The organism is Pseudomonas sp. S30_BP2TU TE3576, assembly GCF_050436025.1.
Taxonomy (GTDB): Bacteria; Pseudomonadota; Gammaproteobacteria; order Pseudomonadales; family Pseudomonadaceae; genus Aquipseudomonas.
On the sequence record NZ_JBNDLK010000001.1, the window covers coordinates 3049951 to 3067387 of the forward strand.

The window sequence follows — 17437 nt, forward strand, 5'->3', positions numbered from 1 at the left end:
GCGAAGAGGCCGGAACAGGCACCAAAAATCCAGTGCCGATCACTTACTCCGCAGTTGAAGGCTTCTCCCAAAGATTGATCCCGCCCTCCTGGGCAAACCGGTCAATCTCCGCCAGTTCCTCTGCACTGAAGCTCAGGTTCTTCAACGCCCCGACGTTCTCGATGATCTGCTCCGGCCGGCTCGCGCCAATCAATGCCGAAGTGACCCGTGGATCGCGCAAGGTCCACGCCAGCGCCAGTTGTGCCAGGCTCTGGCCACGACGCCTGGCGATTTCGTTGAGTGCGCGCACCTGAGCGATGTTGGCCTCGGACAAGTGCGATGCCTGCAACGAACCACCACCCGGACGATTGACCCGTGCATCCGCCGGCACGCCGTTGAGGTACTTGTCGGTCAGCAATCCCTGCGCCAGCGGCGTGAACGCAATCACGCCCGTGCCGAGTTCGTCAGTGGTGTCCAGCAGGTCTTTTTCCACCCAGCGATTGAGCAGGTTGTAGGCCGGTTGGTGGATCAGCAGCGGGACTTTCCACTCTTTGAGCAAGGCCGCCATTTCGCGGGTTTTCACCCCGGAATAAGACGAGATGCCGATGTACAACGCCTTGCCTTGCTGCACCGCAGTGGCCAGCGCACTGGCAGTTTCTTCCAGTGGCGTATCCGGGTCGAAACGGTGGGAATAGAAGATGTCGACATAGTCCACGCCCAGGCGCTGAAGGCTCTGGTCGAGGCTAGCCAGCACATACTTGCGCGAACCGCCGCCCTGACCGTAAGGACCGGGCCACATGTCCCAACCGGCCTTGCTGGAAATGATCAGTTCGTCACGGTACTGCTTGAAGTCTTCGCGCAGCAAACGACCGAAGTTGATCTCGGCGCTGCCGTACGGCGGGCCATAGTTGTTGGCCAGGTCGAAATGGTTGATGCCCAGGTCGAATGCCGTGCGCAACAACGCGCGCTGGGTATCGATCGGCGTACTGTCGCCGAAGTTGTGCCACAGGCCCAGCGACAGCGCCGGCAGCACCAGTCCGCTGCGGCCCACGCGGCGGTAAGGGATGGCGTCATAGCGGTTTTCGGCAGCGGTGTAAGTCATCGAATCTTCTCTTGTCGGTCTTGAATCTGGTATCGACTGCTTCGCCAGTCGCCCAGCATACGCCCGGATCAACGGCAAAAAACCTGAGAGTCGATGAATTGCTGAAACGTTTCACAGATTTTTTATCTGCACCCTCCGCATCGACCAAATAGCCCTTTTACGCTGACAACTCGCGCAAGGCAGCAGCAGCCAAAAAACCGGACCTTGAGCTGTATCGCTGATCCCGTTTTACCGTTTGGTCGATTCGCTCAAGCAATTGCTCAGGCAGCGTGGCATTGAAGCGCACCGACTTGCCGAAATAGGGTGTGATATCGAAATCGACCACTGCCCATACACCGCCGGCGTAATCAGGGTTATCGAGGTGAGCGTCGACCTCACGCACCTGCGGTAATGGATCGCCATCGGCAACCAATCCTTCGTAGTGCAAGGACAATGCCTCCTTCACGCTCTCGAGTGCTTGCGCCACAGTGCTGCCTGCAGAGAAACAACCCGGCACGTCCGGGACGATCACGCCGTACTCTGAATCGGCATCCTTGTGCAGAACGACCGGAAATTGCATGTGGATGAATCCTTCCTGTGATGTGTCCTCATTGGGACTTTCGTATTCGATGACGGGCTTCATTTCAGCCCCGCCTGTTTCAATATGCTGTTGATCGTTCCTTTTGGAAGATCCGAGTCGGGGTGTTTGATCGTCACTCTTCCCGACTTGCACGAATGCTTGTACTGATGATGACTACCTTTTACAGCCACCAGATACCAACCATCGTCTTCGATCATCCTGATCATTTCCCGGCTACGCATGTCCTTCGCCTTTTTTCGACAGCAACTGCTGCGTACTTTAAGCGGTGAAGCGCGATAGCAATACACACCATACACACTCAGAAAAATATTAGTCGATCACGGCGAGACTGACTTTCTCTCCCGGACCAGCGGCAGGCTTGTTTAACTATGCTCAACAGGAGGAAAGTCGCTGAATCACCAGGACGGAACCAGCCATGCACACCACAATCATCATCACCTTCGGCCTGGCCTTGCTCGCCCTGATGCTGTTCATCGGCGAGAAACTCGGCTTCAGCCGCCAGACACTCACCTACAGTTTCGTGATCCTGTGGCTGGCGCTGACAGTGATCAACGGCGCCATCGGCGTGGTGACCGCCGGCCAGTCGTTGAGTACGGAACTGGGGATCGGCACGATGGTGTTCAGCATTCCAGTGGCGGCGCTGGTGTTGTTCATGGTGCTGAGCGCCGAGAGCTGAAAAGCCCCGGCGCCCTGCCCGCAATCAACGCACCAGGTGCAGGAACTGCATGTGCCGTTCGTACTGGTCGAGGGTGTCGTTGATGATCTGCTCCTTGGTGTAGCCCATCAGATCGTAGTCCTGGCTGCCCTCGCTCAGATGCACTTCGGCCCGATAGTAACGGCGATTGTTGAGCTGCTTGGAACCCATGCCGCCCCGGGCAAAAGACGGCGTGAAGTAGCCGCGCATCTGCACTTGATAAACGAACGGATGCTGATCGCCATGGCCGATCTCCAGGCTGACGCTGTCATTGGCCGGGTCCGGGTGGGTCGCTACGTGCAACCCCTTTTCGATGAACACGGCCGACACTTCTTCAATCGCCGGGCGCACCGTCGTATCGAGGAAGCGATAGACCTCGTCCCGTGACGGAAAATGTACCGCCTGACTCAGGCGCTGACGCCAGCCGCCCTTGCCACGCAGGGAACCCGAGACCGGTGCCAGTGAATGCATCTGCGCAATTTTTTTCTGCGATTCCAGATAAAACGCCTTGTGCAGCCCCCACATCATCAACAGCAAGATCAACGAGAACGGCAGCGAGGTCAGGACCACCGCCGACTTCAACGCATCAATGCTGCCCGAGAACAGCAATGCGCTTGTCACTAGCGCAGTCATTGCGCCCCAGAACACTCGCAGCCATTTCGGCCCGTCTTCATCGGGATTGCCGCCCTTGGCGGACAGCGTCGACAGCACCACGGTGCCGGAATCGGCGGAGGTGACGAAGAACACGAAACTGATGAACACCGTGACCGCGATGACGGTCTTGCTCCACGGGTAGGTTTCCAGCAGCAGGTAGAGCGTCATCGACGGATTGTCGATGGCCGACATGCCAAGGGCGCTCATGCCGTGGTTGAGCACTTGATCGATGGCGCTGTTGCCGAAAATCGACATCCACGCGAGGGTGAACCCGAGCGGAATCAGCAGCACACCGAAGACGAATTCGCGAATGGTACGACCACGGGAAATCCGTGCAATGAACAAGCCCACGAACGGCGACCATGCGATCCACCAGGCCCAGTAGAACACCGTCCAGCCACCTAGCCAGTCGCTGGATTTGTCGTAGGCGTAGAGGTCGAAACTCTTCATCGGCAAGGCGCCGAGGTAATCGCCAAGATTCTGGATCAGGGTATTGAGCAAGTGCTGCGTGGGGCCGGCAAACAGCACGAACAGCAACAGCGCACAAGCCAGCAGCATGTTGATGTCAGACATCACCCGCACGCCTTTATCGACGCCGGACACCGCAACGATGATCGCCGCGCCCATCATCAACGTGATCAGACCGATCTGGATCCATTGGGTGTGGGCGATGCCGAACAGGTAGTCCAGGCCCGAGTTGAGGTGCAACACGCCGAAACCCATGTCGGCACCGAGGCCGAACACCGTGGCGATGATGCCGAAACCGTCCACTGCGTAACCGATGGGGCCGTTGATGCGCTTGCCGATCAGCGGATACAGCGCCGAGCGCAGGGCCAGTGGCAGGTTATGCCGGTAGGCGAAGTAGGCCAGCGCCATGCCGACAAAGGCAAACACGCCCCAGCCATGCAGACCCCAGTGCAAAAACAGAATCTGCATCGCCTGACGCGCCGCATCCGCCGTACCGGCCTCGCCCTGGGGCGGTTGCAACATGTGGGTCAGCGGCTCGGACACGCAAAAGAAAAACAGGGTGATGCTGATCCCCGCGGCGAACAGCATGCCGGCCCAGGACAGATAGCTGAATTCGGGTTCGTCGTGGTCGGCACCGAGCTTGATCTTGCCGTAGCCGGACAAGGCGGTGACCACCACGAAGACCAGATACAGAGTCATTGCCAGCATGTAGTACCAGCCGACCGTGTTGGCGGCCCAGTTTTGCGCCGCCAGCAACCAGGCACCGGCCTGTTCGGGCATGGCGATGACAACAACACCAAACAACAGAATAAAACTCGCCGAGAACCAGAACACCGGCGGATTCATGCGGATCAGACCGCTTGAAGGGATGGACGATGCACTCATGTACGGTGCACCTCGAAGGGGTAAAACGTGGCTGTGGAAATCGGACTCAGCAAAGGCAAGCCTCCTGTTGTGAGCGGGCAGCGAACCGCCGGTTTAACTTGAATGAACGTTCAAGTTAAACATGGATAGGGGGCTAAGGACTAATCGCAGGGCTCGGCGGTACTGGTTGTACGCTAGCTCAAGCAAGAGGTTGACGCGGGATTGGATCAGGGCCACTGGCTCGATTCGGCTTGAAATCCAATCGCGAGCAAGCTCGCTCCCACAGTTGATTTGCGCCGGACGCAAGCGTTGTGAACGACGAAAAACATTGTGGGAGCGAGCTTGCTCGCGATGAGGCCAGACCAGTCAAAGAAGACTCAGGAGCCTACTTCTGCGCCCCATCATCATGCTGCAGATTCGCCTGGGTCAGGTTGCTGCCCGCCGGCACGCTGCGGGTCAGCCAGACGTTGCCGCCAATGGTCGAGCCCTGGCCGATGGTGATCCGTCCGAGTATCGTCGCCCCGGCATAAATCACCACGTCATCCTCGACAATCGGATGCCGAGGCTGGCCTTTCTGCAACTGACCGTCTTCGTCCGCCGGGAAGCGCTTGGCGCCCAAAGTCACCGCCTGATAAATCCGCACGCGCTCGCCGATGATCGCGGTTTCGCCAATCACCACGCCAGTACCATGGTCGATGAAGAAACTGCGGCCGATCTGCGCGCCGGGGTGAATGTCGATACCCGTGGCCGAGTGAGCGATTTCCGCGCTGATACGCGCCAGCAACGGCAGCCCGGCACGGTACAAATGGTGGGCCAGACGATGATGAATCACCGCCAGAATCCCCGGGTAGCACAACAGCACTTCATCGACACTGCGCGCCGCCGGATCGCCGTGATAGGCCGCCAGCACGTCGGTGTCCAACAGGCTGCGCAACCCCGGCAAGGCGAGGGCGAAGTCCTGAATGATCTGGATGGTTTTGGCTTCGACTTCGGTATCGGCCTGGGCACTGTGGCGCGCGGCGTAGCGCAATTCGAGCCGCGCCTGGGCCAACAGCGCATTCAACGCCACATCCAGTGTATGACCGACGTAGAAGTCTTCGCTCTCTTCGCGCAGGTCCACCGGCCCCAGGCGCATCGGGAACAGCGCACCGCACAAGGCTTCGAGAATCTCTGCCATGGCCGCCCGGGAGGGCAGCTCACGACCGCCCTGCTCGGTACTGGCCCGGCCATTTTGCGCTCGCCATTGCTCACGCGCGGTGCGCAGCTGGCTGACGATGGTCTGCAATTGCCAATGGCTGGAACGCTCACTCACGGTAAAAACTCCTCACGGGCGACCGGACTGTCTGGCCGCACTGACGGCGTTTACTTTACGGCAAGGGTCGCAAAGCAAATTAAGAACCAATAATGCTGTACTCAGTACGATTGGCTATAAGCGATTGGCGGTTGCCCCGGCATTTGGGCGTGCCTATAGTCCTGAGATCTTCAACGGCCAGTACGGACCCATGATCAAACAACAGCTCGCCCGCTTTAACCGCCTCGACCTGCTCGGTCAGCCCACCGCCCTGGAAAAACTCGAACGCCTGTCGACCTGGCTGGGCCGCGACGTGTACGTCAAACGCGATGATCTGACACCGCTGGCGATGGGCGGCAACAAGTTGCGCAAACTCGAATACCTGGCCGCCGATGCCCTGGCCCAGGGTGCCGACACCTTGATTACCGCCGGCGCGTTGCAATCGAACCATGTACGCCAGACGGCCGCTATTGCCGCCAGGTTGGGCCTGGGCTGCGTCGCCCTTCTGGAAAACCCCCTCGGCACCGACGACAGCAATTACACCGGCAATGGCAACCGACTGCTGCTCGACCTGTTCGATGCCAAGGTCGAACTGGTGGAAAACCTCGACAACGCCGACGAGCAACTGCAAGCCCTGGCCGGCCGACTGCGCAACAACGGCAAGAAGCCGTATCTGGTGCCGATCGGTGGCTCCAATGCCCTGGGCGCACTGGGCTACGTGCGCGCCGGGCTGGAACTGGCCGAACAGATCAAGGACACCGGCCTGACATTCTCGGCCGTGGTTCTGGCTTCGGGCAGCGCCGGTACTCACAGCGGCCTGGCACTGGCCTTGAGTGAAGCACTGCCGGATCTGCCAGTGATCGGCGTGACGGTTTCGCGCAGCGACGAAGACCAGCGGCCGAAGGTTCAAGGTTTGGCTGAACGCACTGCGGAGTTGTTGGGGGTGAGTCTGCCGGCGGCATTCAAGGTCGAGTTGTGGGATGAATACTTCGCCCCGCGTTATGGCGAGCCGAATGCCGGGACACTGGCGGCGGTGAAGCTGCTGGCGAGTCAGGAAGGCTTGCTGCTTGACCCGGTCTACACTGGCAAGGCCATGGCGGGGTTGCTCGACGGGATTGGTCGTCAGCGTTTCGACGACGGCCCGATTATCTTCCTGCACACCGGCGGGGCACCGGCGTTGTTTGCCTATAAGGATTTTCTGACGGGTTGACTCGCTTGAATGGCAGAGAGCTTTTCTGTGGCGAGGGGGCTTGCCCCCGTTGGGGTGCGAAGCGCCCCTAAATTCTGCAACCGCGTCACTTCCATTGAATCGTGCTGACGGATTTTGCGACTGCTGCGCAGCCGAACGGGGGCAAGCCCCCTCGCCACAATGGATCGCCTTTATATTCAATTTGCGCATAACAAATAGAATATTTATTATTTTCCTATCTAACGGCGGCGTCTTATATTCACGCCGCAGGCGAATTTGCAGCGAGACGCATAAGCTGCATTAGGGCAGGATATCGCAGTCGTCCAATTCCCGAATTTGCCAACTTTCCTAAAGCGTCTTCCATAAGAAAACACAGGGGCTTGTCATGAATTTTTCCGCACTACGTCGCAATCTGCTGGTGGGCTCGCTGGGCCTGGCACTCAGCGCTGGCCTGATTGGCCAAGCCGTGGCCGGTGAGCAACTGCAACAAATCAAGGACAAAGGCGTAATCAACGTCGGCCTGGAAGGCACTTACCCACCGTTCAGTTTCGTCGACGCCGACGGCAAACTGGCCGGCTTCGAAGTCGAGTTCTCCGAAGCCCTGGCCAAAGAGCTGGGTGTCAAAGTCAAACTGCAACCGACCAAATGGGACGGTATCCTCGCCGCTCTGGAATCCAAGCGTCTGGACGCGGTGATCAACCAGGTGACCATCACCGAAGAGCGCAAGAAGAAGTACGACTTCTCCACGCCTTACACCGTTTCCGGGATTCAGGCGCTGACCCTGACTAAAAACAAAGACACCATCAAGACCGCCGCCGATCTGGCCGGCAAGAAAGTCGGCGTAGGCCTGGGCACCAACTACGAGCAGTGGGTGAAAGAGAATGTGCCTAAGGCTGACATCCGCACCTACGAAGATGATCCGACCAAGTTCCAGGACCTGCGTGTCGGTCGTATCGACGCCATTCTGATCGACCGCCTGGCCGCGCTGGAATACGCCAAGAAGGCCAAGGACACCTCCGCCGCCGGTGATGCGTTCTCCCGTCAGGAAGCCGGCATTGCCCTGCGCAAAGGCGAGCCTGAACTGCTGGCTGCAGTGAACAAGGCGATCGACAAGCTGCGCGCCGATGGCACCCTGAAAAAGCTCTCGGAAAAATACTTCAACGCTGACGTCACTCAATAATGGAAGAAGCTTTCCAACTCGCACTGGACTCCGCGCCCTTCCTGCTCAAGGGCGCGTACTACACGGTGATCCTCAGCCTGGGCGGGATGTTCTTCGGCCTGGTGATGGGCTTCGGTCTGGCGCTGATGCGCCTGTCGCGCTTCAAACTGGTGAGCTGGATCGCCCGCATCTACGTGTCGTTCTTTCGCGGCACGCCGTTGCTGGTGCAACTGTTCGTGATCTATTACGGCTTGCCGCAATTGGGTCTGGAACTTGATCCGCTGCCGGCAGCCCTGATCGGCTTTTCGCTGAACATGGCCGCCTACGCCTGCGAAATCCTGCGTGCCGCGATCAGCTCCATCGAGCGCGGCCAGTGGGAAGCGGCTGCCAGTATCGGCATGACCCGCGCGCAGACCCTGCGCCGGGCCATCCTGCCGCAAGCGATGCGCACGGCTTTGCCGCCGCTGGGCAATAGCTTCATTTCGCTGGTCAAGGACACCGCGCTGGCCGCCACCATCCAGGTGCCGGAACTGTTCCGTCAGGCACAGCTGATCACCGCCCGTACTTTCGAAATCTTCACCATGTATCTTGCCGCCGCACTGATCTACTGGGTCCTGGCCACGGTGCTGTCGCACCTGCAGAACCAGTTGGAAGCGCGGGTCAATCGGCACGACCAGGAGTCCTGACCCAATGATTGTCGTGGAAAAACTGACAAAGCAGTTCAAGGGTCAGGTGGTGCTCAACGGCATCGATCTGCAGGTGAAGGAAGGCGAGGTGGTGGCGATCATCGGCCCCAGCGGCTCGGGCAAGACCACCTTCCTGCGCTGCCTGAATTTTCTGGAAGAACCCACCAGCGGCCGGATCAAGGTCGGCGATATCGAAGTCGATACCAGCCGCCCCCTGAACCAGCAGCAGAGCCTGGTGCGGCGTTTGCGCCAGCACGTGGGCTTCGTGTTCCAGAACTTCAACCTGTTCCCCCATCGCACCGCCCTGGAAAACGTCATCGAAGGCCCGATCATCGTGAAGAAGATCGCGCACGCCGACGCCGTTACCCTGGGTAAAAAACTGTTGGCCAAGGTTGGTCTGGCGGGCAAGGAAGACGCTTACCCGCGTCGTCTCTCCGGTGGTCAGCAACAGCGCGTGGCGATTGCCCGGGCGCTGGCGATGGAGCCGGAAGTGATCCTGTTCGATGAACCGACCTCGGCCCTCGACCCGGAGTTGGTGGGCGAGGTGCTGGCGACCATCCGCGGCCTGGCCGAAGAGAAACGCACCATGGTGATCGTCACCCACGAAATGGGGTTTGCCCGGGACGTGGCCAACCGTGTGGTGTTTTTCGACAAGGGTGTAATCGTCGAGCAAGGCGAAGCGAAGGCGTTGTTTGCCAACCCGAAAGAAGAGCGAACGAAGCAGTTTCTCAGCAAGTTCCTGAATAACGCCCAGCACTGAAACACCGTTAAATAAATACTGACTTCCATGGATGGAAGTTATATTTACCTCCACCCGATCTGCGCATTTACCGCCTCTGAAAACCCCCACCCCCTATTTCGACTTTTGTTTGCGCGCGCACTACATATATATGTTCTGCAATAGTTCAAGCTTGTTTAACACCCATAGAAGCCTCGACTACGCTAAGCCGACGATGGCGGGCCGAATCGCGCACCCCCCCTAAAAACCGCAGGAAAAGTCGACAACCCGATGCAGTTTAATGACTGCAACTCGTAGGACATTTCTGAATAACCGGTTATCTGCCACGCAACTAACAACCTCTATTGACACTTGCCTGCACGCACTCTTATCTAGTCTCCATCGGGCAACCACTCATTATTTAACTATATAAATTATTAACTGGCAGCTCGACGAGTTACATCTATTGAAACTTCAGAAACGGACTTCGCTGCAAGACTTCAAGGAGAAACCCATGACCAGCCTCTCGCATAAAACCGATTTTGCGGCCCCGACCCTCGCACAGCCTCACAAGACCGGCATCAACATCACCTCTGCGGCGCATTTGCTGATCGATGTGGCGCCCTACCCCGCCATGGACGAAGGTGACCTGATCGAACTGTTCTGGGACAACTGCTACGTGGCCTCCCGCGTGCTGGCGGTCAGCGATGTCGGCCAACCGGTGCAATTGCGGGTACCTGAAAGTTTTGTCGCCAACGGCACCTCGCGCATTCACTACCGGGTCATGCAAGTTGGCCGGGGTCCGGCGGTATCGGCCAGCCGCAACGTGCAAATCAAACTCGATTGTCCAGGCGGTCAACCCTCCGCGCTGTACGGCGATGAAAACCAGTGCCTGGCGCCGGTGAGCATTCCCGAGGCGATTCGCCGCCAGGGGGTCAATCCGAGTCAGGTCAAGCGCGGTGTTCCCTTGACCATCGAGCCATACCTGAACATGGCCGCCGACGACGAAATCACCCTGCGCTGGGGCGACGTGCGCATGGACCTGCCGCGGCTCAAGTCCGCTGATGTGGGTCAGCCGATTCAGGTCTGGATACCGCCGGCCATCATCCTCGAAGCCGGCGAAGACCTGCGGCTGGAGGTGACTTACTGCATCCTCGACCGGGTGGGCAACAATTCGCGCTGGGCGCCGGCCCGGACGTTGAAGATCGGTTGTGCCAATCCTTATCTGAAAGTCCCCCCGAAAAAAGTGCTCAAGGCTGCCGAATCCCGCAAGCAATGAACACAGGGGTCGGTGCACACCAGCGGAATCATCCTTCTATATATATTCCTAAAAGTTAGTTCATAAATTATTTATACGCGTTTAGGGTATATAGACCGGACCACCGGACATTCTTGTTTTCGTTCGCCGCCATTCGCGGCTTTCCATGAGATGTGAGGTAGGTATGGTCCGGAACACAATCACCCCAGTGCAGATCGCCAGGGCATTGCGTGCAGCCAAGGAGCGGCACTGATGTCCAGTCTGGCAGATGCAATCGTCCAGAGTGACCTGGACATCGCCCCACTGTTGTTGCCCGCACAAGTCTTGCGCAACGATGCTCAAGCCATCCAAGCGGCTCACGAACTGGCGCAAGTCGCCCGCCTGCAAGCGGCCAAACGCGACCGGCAGCGCAAGCTGCCGTGGGCCGAAATCGAACAGTTCACCCGCCGCGGCCTGGGCAGCATATCCATCCCCCGCGATTACGGTGGTCCGCAGGTTTCGTTTGTCACCCTGGCCGAGGTCTTTGCGATCATTTCCGCAGCCGACCCGGCACTCGGACAAATCCCGCAAAACCAGTTCGGCATTCTTAACCTGGTGCTCGGCAGCGCCACCGAAGTGCAGAAAAAACAACTGTTCAAAAGCGTCCTCGATGGCTGGCGCATCGGCAATGCCGGGCCTGAGCGCGGCACCAGAAACACCCTGGAACTGAAGGCACGCATCACCGCTGACGGTGTCCTCAACGGCCAAAAGTTCTATTCCACCGGTGCACTGTTCGCCCATTGGGTCGCGGTCAAAGCATTGAATGACGATGGCAAGCAAGTGCTGGCGTTCATCCGGCGCGGCACACCGGGTTTGCGCATCGTCGATGACTGGTCCGGCTTTGGTCAGCGCACCACCGCCAGCGGCACGATTTTGCTCAACAACGTGCAGGTCGATCCCGAACTGGTGGTGGATAACTGGCGGATCAACGACACGCCGAACATCCAGGGTGCCGTCTCGCAACTGATTCAAGCGGCCATCGACGCCGGTATCGCCCGAGGCGCCATCGACGACGCCATCGACTTCGTGAAAACACGCGCCCGGCCATGGATCGACGCCAAGGTCGAACGGGCCAGCGATGACCTGTACGTGATCGCCGACATCGGCAAGTTGAAAATCGAATTGCACGCCGCCGAAGCATTGTTGCGCAAGGCCGGGCAAGTACTCGATGAAGTCAGCGCCGCACCACTCACTGCCGAGTCCGCCGCCCGCGCCTCGATTGCCGTGGCCGAAGCCAAAGTGCTGACCACCGAGATTTCGTTGCTGGCCAGCGAAAAGCTGTTCGAACTGGCCGGCAGCCGCGCGACCCTCGCCGAATTCAATCTCGACCGCCACTGGCGCAACGCCCGGGTGCACACGCTGCACGACCCGGTGCGCTGGAAGTATCACGCCATCGGCGCCTATCGCCTCAATGGCACGCTGCCGGCTCGGCATTCCTGGATCTGACGACCAGAACACTTCTTACCAGAGCTCTGGAGAAACACATGACAAGTTCTCACCCCGTCGCGGTCATCACCAGCGATGAGCAAGCCCTGATCGTCGCCAGTGATCTGGCCGAAGATTTCAAACGCGACAGCGCCACACGCGACCGTGAACGCCGTTTGCCGCACCCCGAACTGGAGGTGTTTTCCCGTTCAGGTCTTTGGGGCATCAGCGTGCCAAAGGAATACGGCGGCGCCGGTGTTTCCAACGTCACCCTGGCCAGGGTAATCGCCTTGATTGCCCGGGCCGACGGCTCCCTGGGCCAGATCCCGCAGAACCATTTTTATGCACTGGAAGTCCTGCGGGTGAACGGCAGCCATGAGCAGAAAAAACGTCTTTATGCCGAAGTGCTGGCCGGCCAGCGCTTCGGCAATGCGCTGGCCGAGCTCGGCACCAAAACCGCACACGACCGCGTCACAAGCCTGACTCGCGATGGCAGTGGCTATCGCATCAACGGTCGCAAGTTCTACGCCACGGGGGCGATTTACGCCCAGCGCATTCCGACTTCAGTGGTGGATGAAAACGGCGTACAGCAACTGGTATTCGTGCCGCGCAACAGCAAAGGCCTGACGGTGATCGACGACTGGAGCGGCTTCGGCCAGCGCACCACGGGCAGCGGCTCGGTGGTGTTCGAAGACGTGTACGTCGCTGCCGAGGATGTGGTGGCGTTTCAAAGCGCCTTCGAGCGTCCAACCCCGGTCGGTCCGCTGGCGCAGATTCTTCATGCTGCCATCGACACCGGCATCGCCCGCGCCGCGTATGAAGATGCACTGCACTTCGTGCGCACGAAAACCCGGCCGTGGATCGACGCCACTCACGAAAAAGCCACAGACGACCCGCTGACCCTCAAGAGCTTCGGCCACCTGAGCATTCGCCTGCACGCCGCCGAGGCACTGCTGGAGCGTGCTGGTGAATACCTCGACAAAGCCCAGGCCGATACACATGCCGAGAGCGTCGCGGCCGCGTCGATTGCCGTCGCCGAAGCCCGCGCCCTCAGCACCGAAATTTCCCTGGCCGTCGGCAGCACGTTGTTCGAACTGGCCGGCAGTCAGGCCACCTTGACCGAACACGGACTCGACCGTCACTGGCGCAACGCCCGGGTGCACACCCTGCACGATCCGGTGCGCTGGAAGTACCACGCCGTCGGTAACTACTACCTCAACGATGAAAACCCGCCACTGCGGGGGACCATCTAAATGGCTAAAAAGAAAATCCTGCTCAATGCCTTCAACATGAACTGCATCGGGCACATCAACCACGGTTTGTGGACGCACCCGCGCGACACATCCACCCGCTACAACACGATCGAATACTGGACCGAACTGGCGCAATTGCTGGAGCGCGGGCTGTTCGACGGCCTGTTCATCGCCGACATCGTCGGGGTCTACGACGTCTACCAGAATTCAGTAGACGTGCCGTTGAAAGAGTCAATCCAGTTGCCGGTCAACGACCCGTTGCTGCTGGTGTCGGCCATGGCGGCGGTGACGAAAAACCTCGGTTTCGGCCTGACCGCCAACCTCACCTACGAAGCGCCGTATCTGTTCGCCCGACGCCTGTCGACGCTGGATCACCTGAGCCGTGGACGGGTCGGCTGGAACATCGTCACCGGCTACCTGGACAGTGCAGCCAAAGCCATGGGCCTGAGCGAACAGGTCGAGCATGACCGTCGCTACGACCAGGCCGACGAATACCTGGAGGTGCTCTACAAACTCTGGGAAGGCAGTTGGGAAAACGGTGCGGTGCTGAACGATCCGCAGCGGCGGATCTACGCGCAGCCTGAGAAAGTGCACAAGGTCGAGCACAAGGGCGAGTTCTATCAGGTCGAGGGTTATCACCTTTGCGAGCCGTCGCCGCAGCGCACACCGGTGCTGTTCCAGGCTGGCAGTTCGGATCGCGGCCTGCTGTTCGCCGGGCGGCATGCCGAATGCGTGTTCATCAGTGGCCAGACCAAGGCATCGACCCGGGCCCAGGTGGACAAGGTCCGCGCCAGTGCCGTGGAGGCCGGGCGCAACCCCGAGGACATCAAGGTGTTCATGGGCTTGAACGTAATCGTTGGCGCCACCGAGGAATTGGCCTGGGCCAAGCATGCCGAGTACCTGAGCTACGCCAGTGCTGAGGCCGGCGTGGCGCATTTCTCGGCATCCACCGGCATCGACTTTTCCGAATACGAAATCGACGAGCCGATCCAGTACGTGAAGAGCAACGCTATTCAATCCGCCACTAAACACCTGCAAAACAACGACTGGACCCGCCGTAAATTGCTCGAACAACACGCGCTTGGCGGTCGCTACATCACCGTGGTCGGATCGCCTGAACAGGTGGCCGATGAGCTGGAATCATGGATCGCCGAAACCGGGCTGGATGGCTTCAACCTGACCCGCATCGTCACGCCGGAAAGCTATGAGGATTTCATTGAACTGGTGATTCCCGAGTTGCAACGACGGGGCTCGTACAAGACCGCTTATGACAGCGGCACCTTGCGTCAAAAGCTGTTTCGCGAAGGGGCGTTTTTGCCTGAGCAACATACCGGTTCGGCTTACCGCCGCTAAAAGCTTCGCGAGCAAGCCCGCTCCCACATTTGGAATGCATTCCAAATGTGGGAGCGAGCTTGCTCGCGATGAGGCCCGAACAGACACCACAAACTTAATGCACTGACTGGACAACTCATCATGAAAAAGCACTACCTCTCTCACCCAGTCAAAGCACTGGCCCTGGCCCTCGGCCTGTTCAGCTCTGCGGTTTTCGCCGCCGACGCGCCGTTGAAAATCGGCACCACCGCCGCTTTCGCCATTCCCCTGGAAGCGGCCGTCGAAGAGGCTTCAAAACAAGGCCTGAAAGTCGAGCTGGTGGAGTTCAGCGACTGGATTGCGCCGAACGTCAGCCTCGCCGCCGGCGACATCGACGTGAACTACTTCCAGCACATCCCGTTCCTGGAAAACGCCAAAGCTGCCTCGGGTTTCGATCTGGTGCCGTTCGCACCGGGCATCATCAACAACGTCGGCCTCTACTCGAAGAAATACAAAAGCTTCGACGAACTGCCGCAAGGTGCCAGCGTGGCCATCGCCAATGACCCGATCAACAGTGGTCGCGGCTTGCAACTGCTGGCCAAGGCCGGCTTGATCACCCTCAAGCCCGGCGTCGGCTACAAGGCCACCGAAGAAGACATCGTCGCCAACCCGAAGCACATCAAGATCCTTCAGGTCGAAGCCGTGCAACTGGTGCGCGCCTATGACGATGCCGATCTGGTACAGGGCTACCCGGCCTACATTCGCTTGTCGAAAACCTTCGACGCAGGCTCCGCGCTGCTGTTCGACGGCCTCGATCACAAGGAGTACGTGATTCAATTCGTGATCCAGCCAAAGAGCAAAACCGACCCGCGCCTGATCAAGTTCGTCGACATCTACCAGCACTCACCCGCTGTGCGCGCCGCACTGGATAAGGCCCACGGCAAGCTCTATCAAGCCGGCTGGGAAAGCTGAGCATGACTGCCGCCATCCAACGGCGACTGGAGATTCCAGAACCGCAAAGCGCCGAGCGCACTGAGCTGCATCCCGACCTGAACCATGCCCACGTCCGCTTCATCGGCCTGGGCAAAACCTACAACGGCCAGCAAGGACCGGTGGCCGCGCTGCACGGCATCGACCTCGCGATCCAGCGCGGCGAAGTGTTCGGCATCATCGGCCGCAGCGGCGCCGGCAAGTCGTCGCTGATCCGCACCATCAATCGCCTGGAACAACCGAGCAGCGGTCGGGTGCTGATCGATCAGGTCGACATCGGCGAGTTCGATGAAGACCGGTTGGTGGCTTTGCGTCGGCGCATCGGCATGATCTTCCAGCACTTCAACCTGATGTCGGCCAAGACTGTTTGGCAGAACGTCGAGCTGCCGCTGAAAGTCGCCGGCGTGCCCAAGGAACAACGCGAGCAAAAAGTCCGGGAGCTGCTGGAACTGGTCGGTTTGCAGGCCAAACACAAGGCTTACCCCGCGCAGTTGTCTGGTGGGCAGAAACAGCGCGTGGGCATTGCCCGGGCGCTGGTGCATGACCCGCAAATTCTGCTGTGCGACGAAGCCACCTCGGCACTGGATCCGGAGACCACGCAATCGATTCTCGGCCTGCTGCGCGAGATCAATCAACGCCTGGGCCTGACCATTGTGCTGATCACCCACGAGATGGCGGTGATCCGTGAAATCTGTGATCGCGTAGTCGTCCTCGAACGCGGGCGCATCGTCGAGCAGGGGCCGGTGTGGGAAGTCTTCGGCAATCCACAACATGAGGTCAGCAAGACATTGCTGGCGCCATTGCAACACGCATTGCCGGAAGAACTGCAAAGCCGCCTGTTGGCGCAATCGAATGCCTCCGACGCCGCCGTGGTCCTGCGCTTGCAGTTCACCGGCAGTCAACGCGACGAACCGGATCTGGCAGCACTGTTCAGTGCCCTGGGTGGCCGCGTGCGATTGCTGCAAGGCGGCGTGGAACGGATTCAGGGTCATGCGCTCGGGCAACTGCTATTGGCGGTGACGGGCTCAGCCCTCGGTGCCGAGGAGTTACGTCAACGCGCCTCCGATTGGGCGCAACGAGTGGAGGTACTGGGCTATGTGGTTTGATCGCTTGCTGCAGGGTTTTATCGACACGTTTTTGATGGTCGGCGTGTCATCGTTGATCGCGCTGTTGGCGGGTATTCCGCTGGCAGTGATCCTGGTCACCAGTTCCAAGGGCGGCATCTACGAAGCCCCGGCGCTGAACCGCGCACTGGGCGGGTTCGTGAACCTGTTTCGCTCGATTCCGTTTCTGATTTTGATGGTGGCGCTGATTCCGTTCACCCGGTTAATCGTCGGCACCACCTACGGCGTGTGGGCCGCCGTAGTGCCACTGACCATCGCCGCTACGCCGTTTTTTGCGCGCATCGCCGAGGTCAGCCTGCGCGAAGTCGATCACGGCTTGATCGAAGCGGCGCAAGCCATGGGCTGCCGGCGTTGGCACATCGTCTGGCATGTGTTGTTGCCGGAAGCACTGCCGGGGATTGTCGGCGGGTTCACGATTACGCTGGTGACGATGATCAATTCGTCGGCTATGGCCGGGGCGATTGGTGCGGGGGGGTTGGGGGACATTGCTTATCGGTATGGGTATCAACGGTTTGACAGTCAGATCATGCTGACGGTGATTGTGCTGCTGGTGGCGTTGGTGGCGGTGATTCAGTTGAGTGGTGATCGGTTGGCTCGGGGGTTGAATAAGCGGTGACTGCGCAATGGCGGACGGAAACTATCCAGATGCCTTC

The 17437-nt window shown here is 59.4% G+C and carries 17 protein-coding genes; 12 read left to right on the forward strand and 5 right to left on the reverse strand.

Annotated elements, in window-relative coordinates; all coding sequences use genetic code 11:
* Positions 1-43: 43 nt before the first annotated feature.
* The 3 genes from mgrA to ABIA48_RS13760 form a co-directional block, all read right to left on the reverse strand.
* On the reverse strand, positions 44-1081 hold the full coding sequence (gene mgrA / locus ABIA48_RS13750; RefSeq protein ID WP_429489300.1) for an L-glyceraldehyde 3-phosphate reductase: 1038 nt from the start codon (positions 1079-1081) through the stop codon (positions 44-46).
* A 157-nt stretch (positions 1082-1238) separates the two neighbouring features.
* On the reverse strand, positions 1239-1703 hold the full coding sequence (locus ABIA48_RS13755) for a type II toxin-antitoxin system HicB family antitoxin (RefSeq protein ID WP_429489302.1): 465 nt from the start codon (positions 1701-1703) through the stop codon (positions 1239-1241).
* Positions 1700-1882, reverse strand: coding sequence for a type II toxin-antitoxin system HicA family toxin (locus ABIA48_RS13760; RefSeq protein ID WP_429489304.1), 183 nt, complete (start codon positions 1880-1882; stop codon positions 1700-1702). The genes ABIA48_RS13755 and ABIA48_RS13760 overlap by 4 nt, the downstream gene beginning before the upstream one ends.
* A 194-nt stretch (positions 1883-2076) precedes the next feature.
* Here ABIA48_RS13760 and ABIA48_RS13765 point away from each other — a divergent pair, with 194 nt between their 5' ends.
* Positions 2077-2337 (forward strand): hypothetical protein, encoded by a 261-nt coding sequence (locus tag ABIA48_RS13765; RefSeq protein WP_007983141.1) that lies wholly within the window; start codon positions 2077-2079, stop codon positions 2335-2337.
* A gap of 24 nt (positions 2338-2361) precedes the next feature.
* On the opposite strand, the gene betT is transcribed toward ABIA48_RS13765, so the two are convergent.
* Positions 2362-4323: a choline transporter BetT gene (gene betT / locus ABIA48_RS13770; protein WP_429492865.1), complete on the reverse strand. Its 1962-nt coding sequence runs from the start codon at positions 4321-4323 to the stop codon at positions 2362-2364.
* A gap of 403 nt (positions 4324-4726) precedes the next feature.
* On the reverse strand, positions 4727-5653 hold the full coding sequence (gene epsC / locus ABIA48_RS13775) for a serine O-acetyltransferase EpsC (RefSeq protein ID WP_007983137.1): 927 nt from the start codon (positions 5651-5653) through the stop codon (positions 4727-4729).
* A gap of 190 nt (positions 5654-5843) precedes the next feature.
* Here epsC and ABIA48_RS13780 point away from each other — a divergent pair, with 190 nt between their 5' ends.
* The 11 genes from ABIA48_RS13780 to ABIA48_RS13830 all read left to right on the forward strand — a co-directional run bounded on the left by ABIA48_RS13780 (position 5844) and on the right by ABIA48_RS13830 (position 17400).
* On the forward strand, positions 5844-6842 hold the full coding sequence (locus ABIA48_RS13780; protein WP_429489307.1) for a D-cysteine desulfhydrase: 999 nt from the start codon (positions 5844-5846) through the stop codon (positions 6840-6842).
* Positions 6843-7206: 364 nt separating this feature from the next.
* Positions 7207-8001 carry a cystine ABC transporter substrate-binding protein gene (tcyJ, locus tag ABIA48_RS13785; RefSeq protein ID WP_007983133.1) on the forward strand — a complete coding sequence of 265 codons (795 nt, stop codon included), beginning with the start codon at positions 7207-7209 and terminating at the stop codon, positions 7999-8001.
* Positions 8001-8666, forward strand: a complete 666-nt coding sequence (gene tcyL / locus ABIA48_RS13790) for a cystine ABC transporter permease (protein ID WP_007983131.1) — start codon at positions 8001-8003, stop codon at positions 8664-8666. Before tcyJ ends, tcyL begins: the two co-directional genes overlap by 1 nt.
* Positions 8667-8670: 4 nt before the next feature.
* Positions 8671-9426, forward strand: a complete 756-nt coding sequence (tcyN, locus tag ABIA48_RS13795) for an L-cystine ABC transporter ATP-binding protein TcyN (RefSeq protein ID WP_429489309.1) — start codon at positions 8671-8673, stop codon at positions 9424-9426.
* Positions 9427-9898: 472 nt separating this feature from the next.
* Positions 9899-10663 carry a hypothetical protein gene (locus tag ABIA48_RS13800; protein ID WP_429489311.1) on the forward strand — a complete coding sequence of 255 codons (765 nt, stop codon included), beginning with the start codon at positions 9899-9901 and terminating at the stop codon, positions 10661-10663.
* 231 nt (positions 10664-10894) lie between these two features.
* Positions 10895-12127, forward strand: a complete 1233-nt coding sequence (locus ABIA48_RS13805; RefSeq protein WP_429489313.1) for an SfnB family sulfur acquisition oxidoreductase — start codon at positions 10895-10897, stop codon at positions 12125-12127.
* A gap of 38 nt (positions 12128-12165) precedes the next feature.
* Entirely contained in the window at positions 12166-13359 is a 1194-nt protein-coding gene (locus tag ABIA48_RS13810) for an SfnB family sulfur acquisition oxidoreductase (protein WP_429489315.1), read from the forward strand.
* The gene (locus tag ABIA48_RS13815) at positions 13360-14712 is read left to right on the forward strand and encodes an LLM class flavin-dependent oxidoreductase (protein ID WP_429489317.1); all 1353 of its coding nucleotides are present in this window, start codon (positions 13360-13362) and stop codon (positions 14710-14712) included.
* Between the two features lie 120 nt (positions 14713-14832).
* Positions 14833-15642, forward strand: a complete 810-nt coding sequence (locus tag ABIA48_RS13820) for a MetQ/NlpA family ABC transporter substrate-binding protein (RefSeq protein ID WP_429489319.1) — start codon at positions 14833-14835, stop codon at positions 15640-15642.
* 2 nt (positions 15643-15644) lie between these two features.
* Complete coding sequence (locus tag ABIA48_RS13825; RefSeq protein ID WP_429489321.1) at positions 15645-16766, forward strand: methionine ABC transporter ATP-binding protein; 1122 nt, start codon at positions 15645-15647, stop codon at positions 16764-16766.
* Complete coding sequence (locus tag ABIA48_RS13830) at positions 16756-17400, forward strand: methionine ABC transporter permease (protein WP_429489323.1); 645 nt, start codon at positions 16756-16758, stop codon at positions 17398-17400. Before ABIA48_RS13825 ends, ABIA48_RS13830 begins: the two co-directional genes overlap by 11 nt.
* Positions 17401-17437: the final 37 nt, after the last annotated feature.

Coding starts and splice junctions, on each gene's coding strand:
- ABIA48_RS13805 (WP_429489313.1), top strand. CDS start 10,895: ATGTCCAGTCTGGCAGATGCAATCGTCCAGAGTGACCTGGACATCGCC.
- tcyN (WP_429489309.1), top strand. CDS start 8,671: ATGATTGTCGTGGAAAAACTGACAAAGCAGTTCAAGGGTCAGGTGGTG.
- ABIA48_RS13820 (WP_429489319.1), top strand. CDS start 14,833: ATGAAAAAGCACTACCTCTCTCACCCAGTCAAAGCACTGGCCCTGGCC.
- ABIA48_RS13755 (WP_429489302.1), bottom strand. CDS start 1,703: ATGAAGCCCGTCATCGAATACGAAAGTCCCAATGAGGACACATCACAG.
- ABIA48_RS13810 (WP_429489315.1), top strand. CDS start 12,166: ATGACAAGTTCTCACCCCGTCGCGGTCATCACCAGCGATGAGCAAGCC.
- ABIA48_RS13815 (WP_429489317.1), top strand. CDS start 13,360: ATGGCTAAAAAGAAAATCCTGCTCAATGCCTTCAACATGAACTGCATC.
- tcyJ (WP_007983133.1), top strand. CDS start 7,207: ATGAATTTTTCCGCACTACGTCGCAATCTGCTGGTGGGCTCGCTGGGC.
- ABIA48_RS13825 (WP_429489321.1), top strand. CDS start 15,645: ATGACTGCCGCCATCCAACGGCGACTGGAGATTCCAGAACCGCAAAGC.
- ABIA48_RS13780 (WP_429489307.1), top strand. CDS start 5,844: ATGATCAAACAACAGCTCGCCCGCTTTAACCGCCTCGACCTGCTCGGT.
- ABIA48_RS13765 (WP_007983141.1), top strand. CDS start 2,077: ATGCACACCACAATCATCATCACCTTCGGCCTGGCCTTGCTCGCCCTG.
- ABIA48_RS13760 (WP_429489304.1), bottom strand. CDS start 1,882: ATGCGTAGCCGGGAAATGATCAGGATGATCGAAGACGATGGTTGGTAT.
- ABIA48_RS13800 (WP_429489311.1), top strand. CDS start 9,899: ATGACCAGCCTCTCGCATAAAACCGATTTTGCGGCCCCGACCCTCGCA.
- tcyL (WP_007983131.1), top strand. CDS start 8,001: ATGGAAGAAGCTTTCCAACTCGCACTGGACTCCGCGCCCTTCCTGCTC.
- betT (WP_429492865.1), bottom strand. CDS start 4,323: ATGAATCCGCCGGTGTTCTGGTTCTCGGCGAGTTTTATTCTGTTGTTT.
- mgrA (WP_429489300.1), bottom strand. CDS start 1,081: ATGACTTACACCGCTGCCGAAAACCGCTATGACGCCATCCCTTACCGC.
- ABIA48_RS13830 (WP_429489323.1), top strand. CDS start 16,756: ATGTGGTTTGATCGCTTGCTGCAGGGTTTTATCGACACGTTTTTGATG.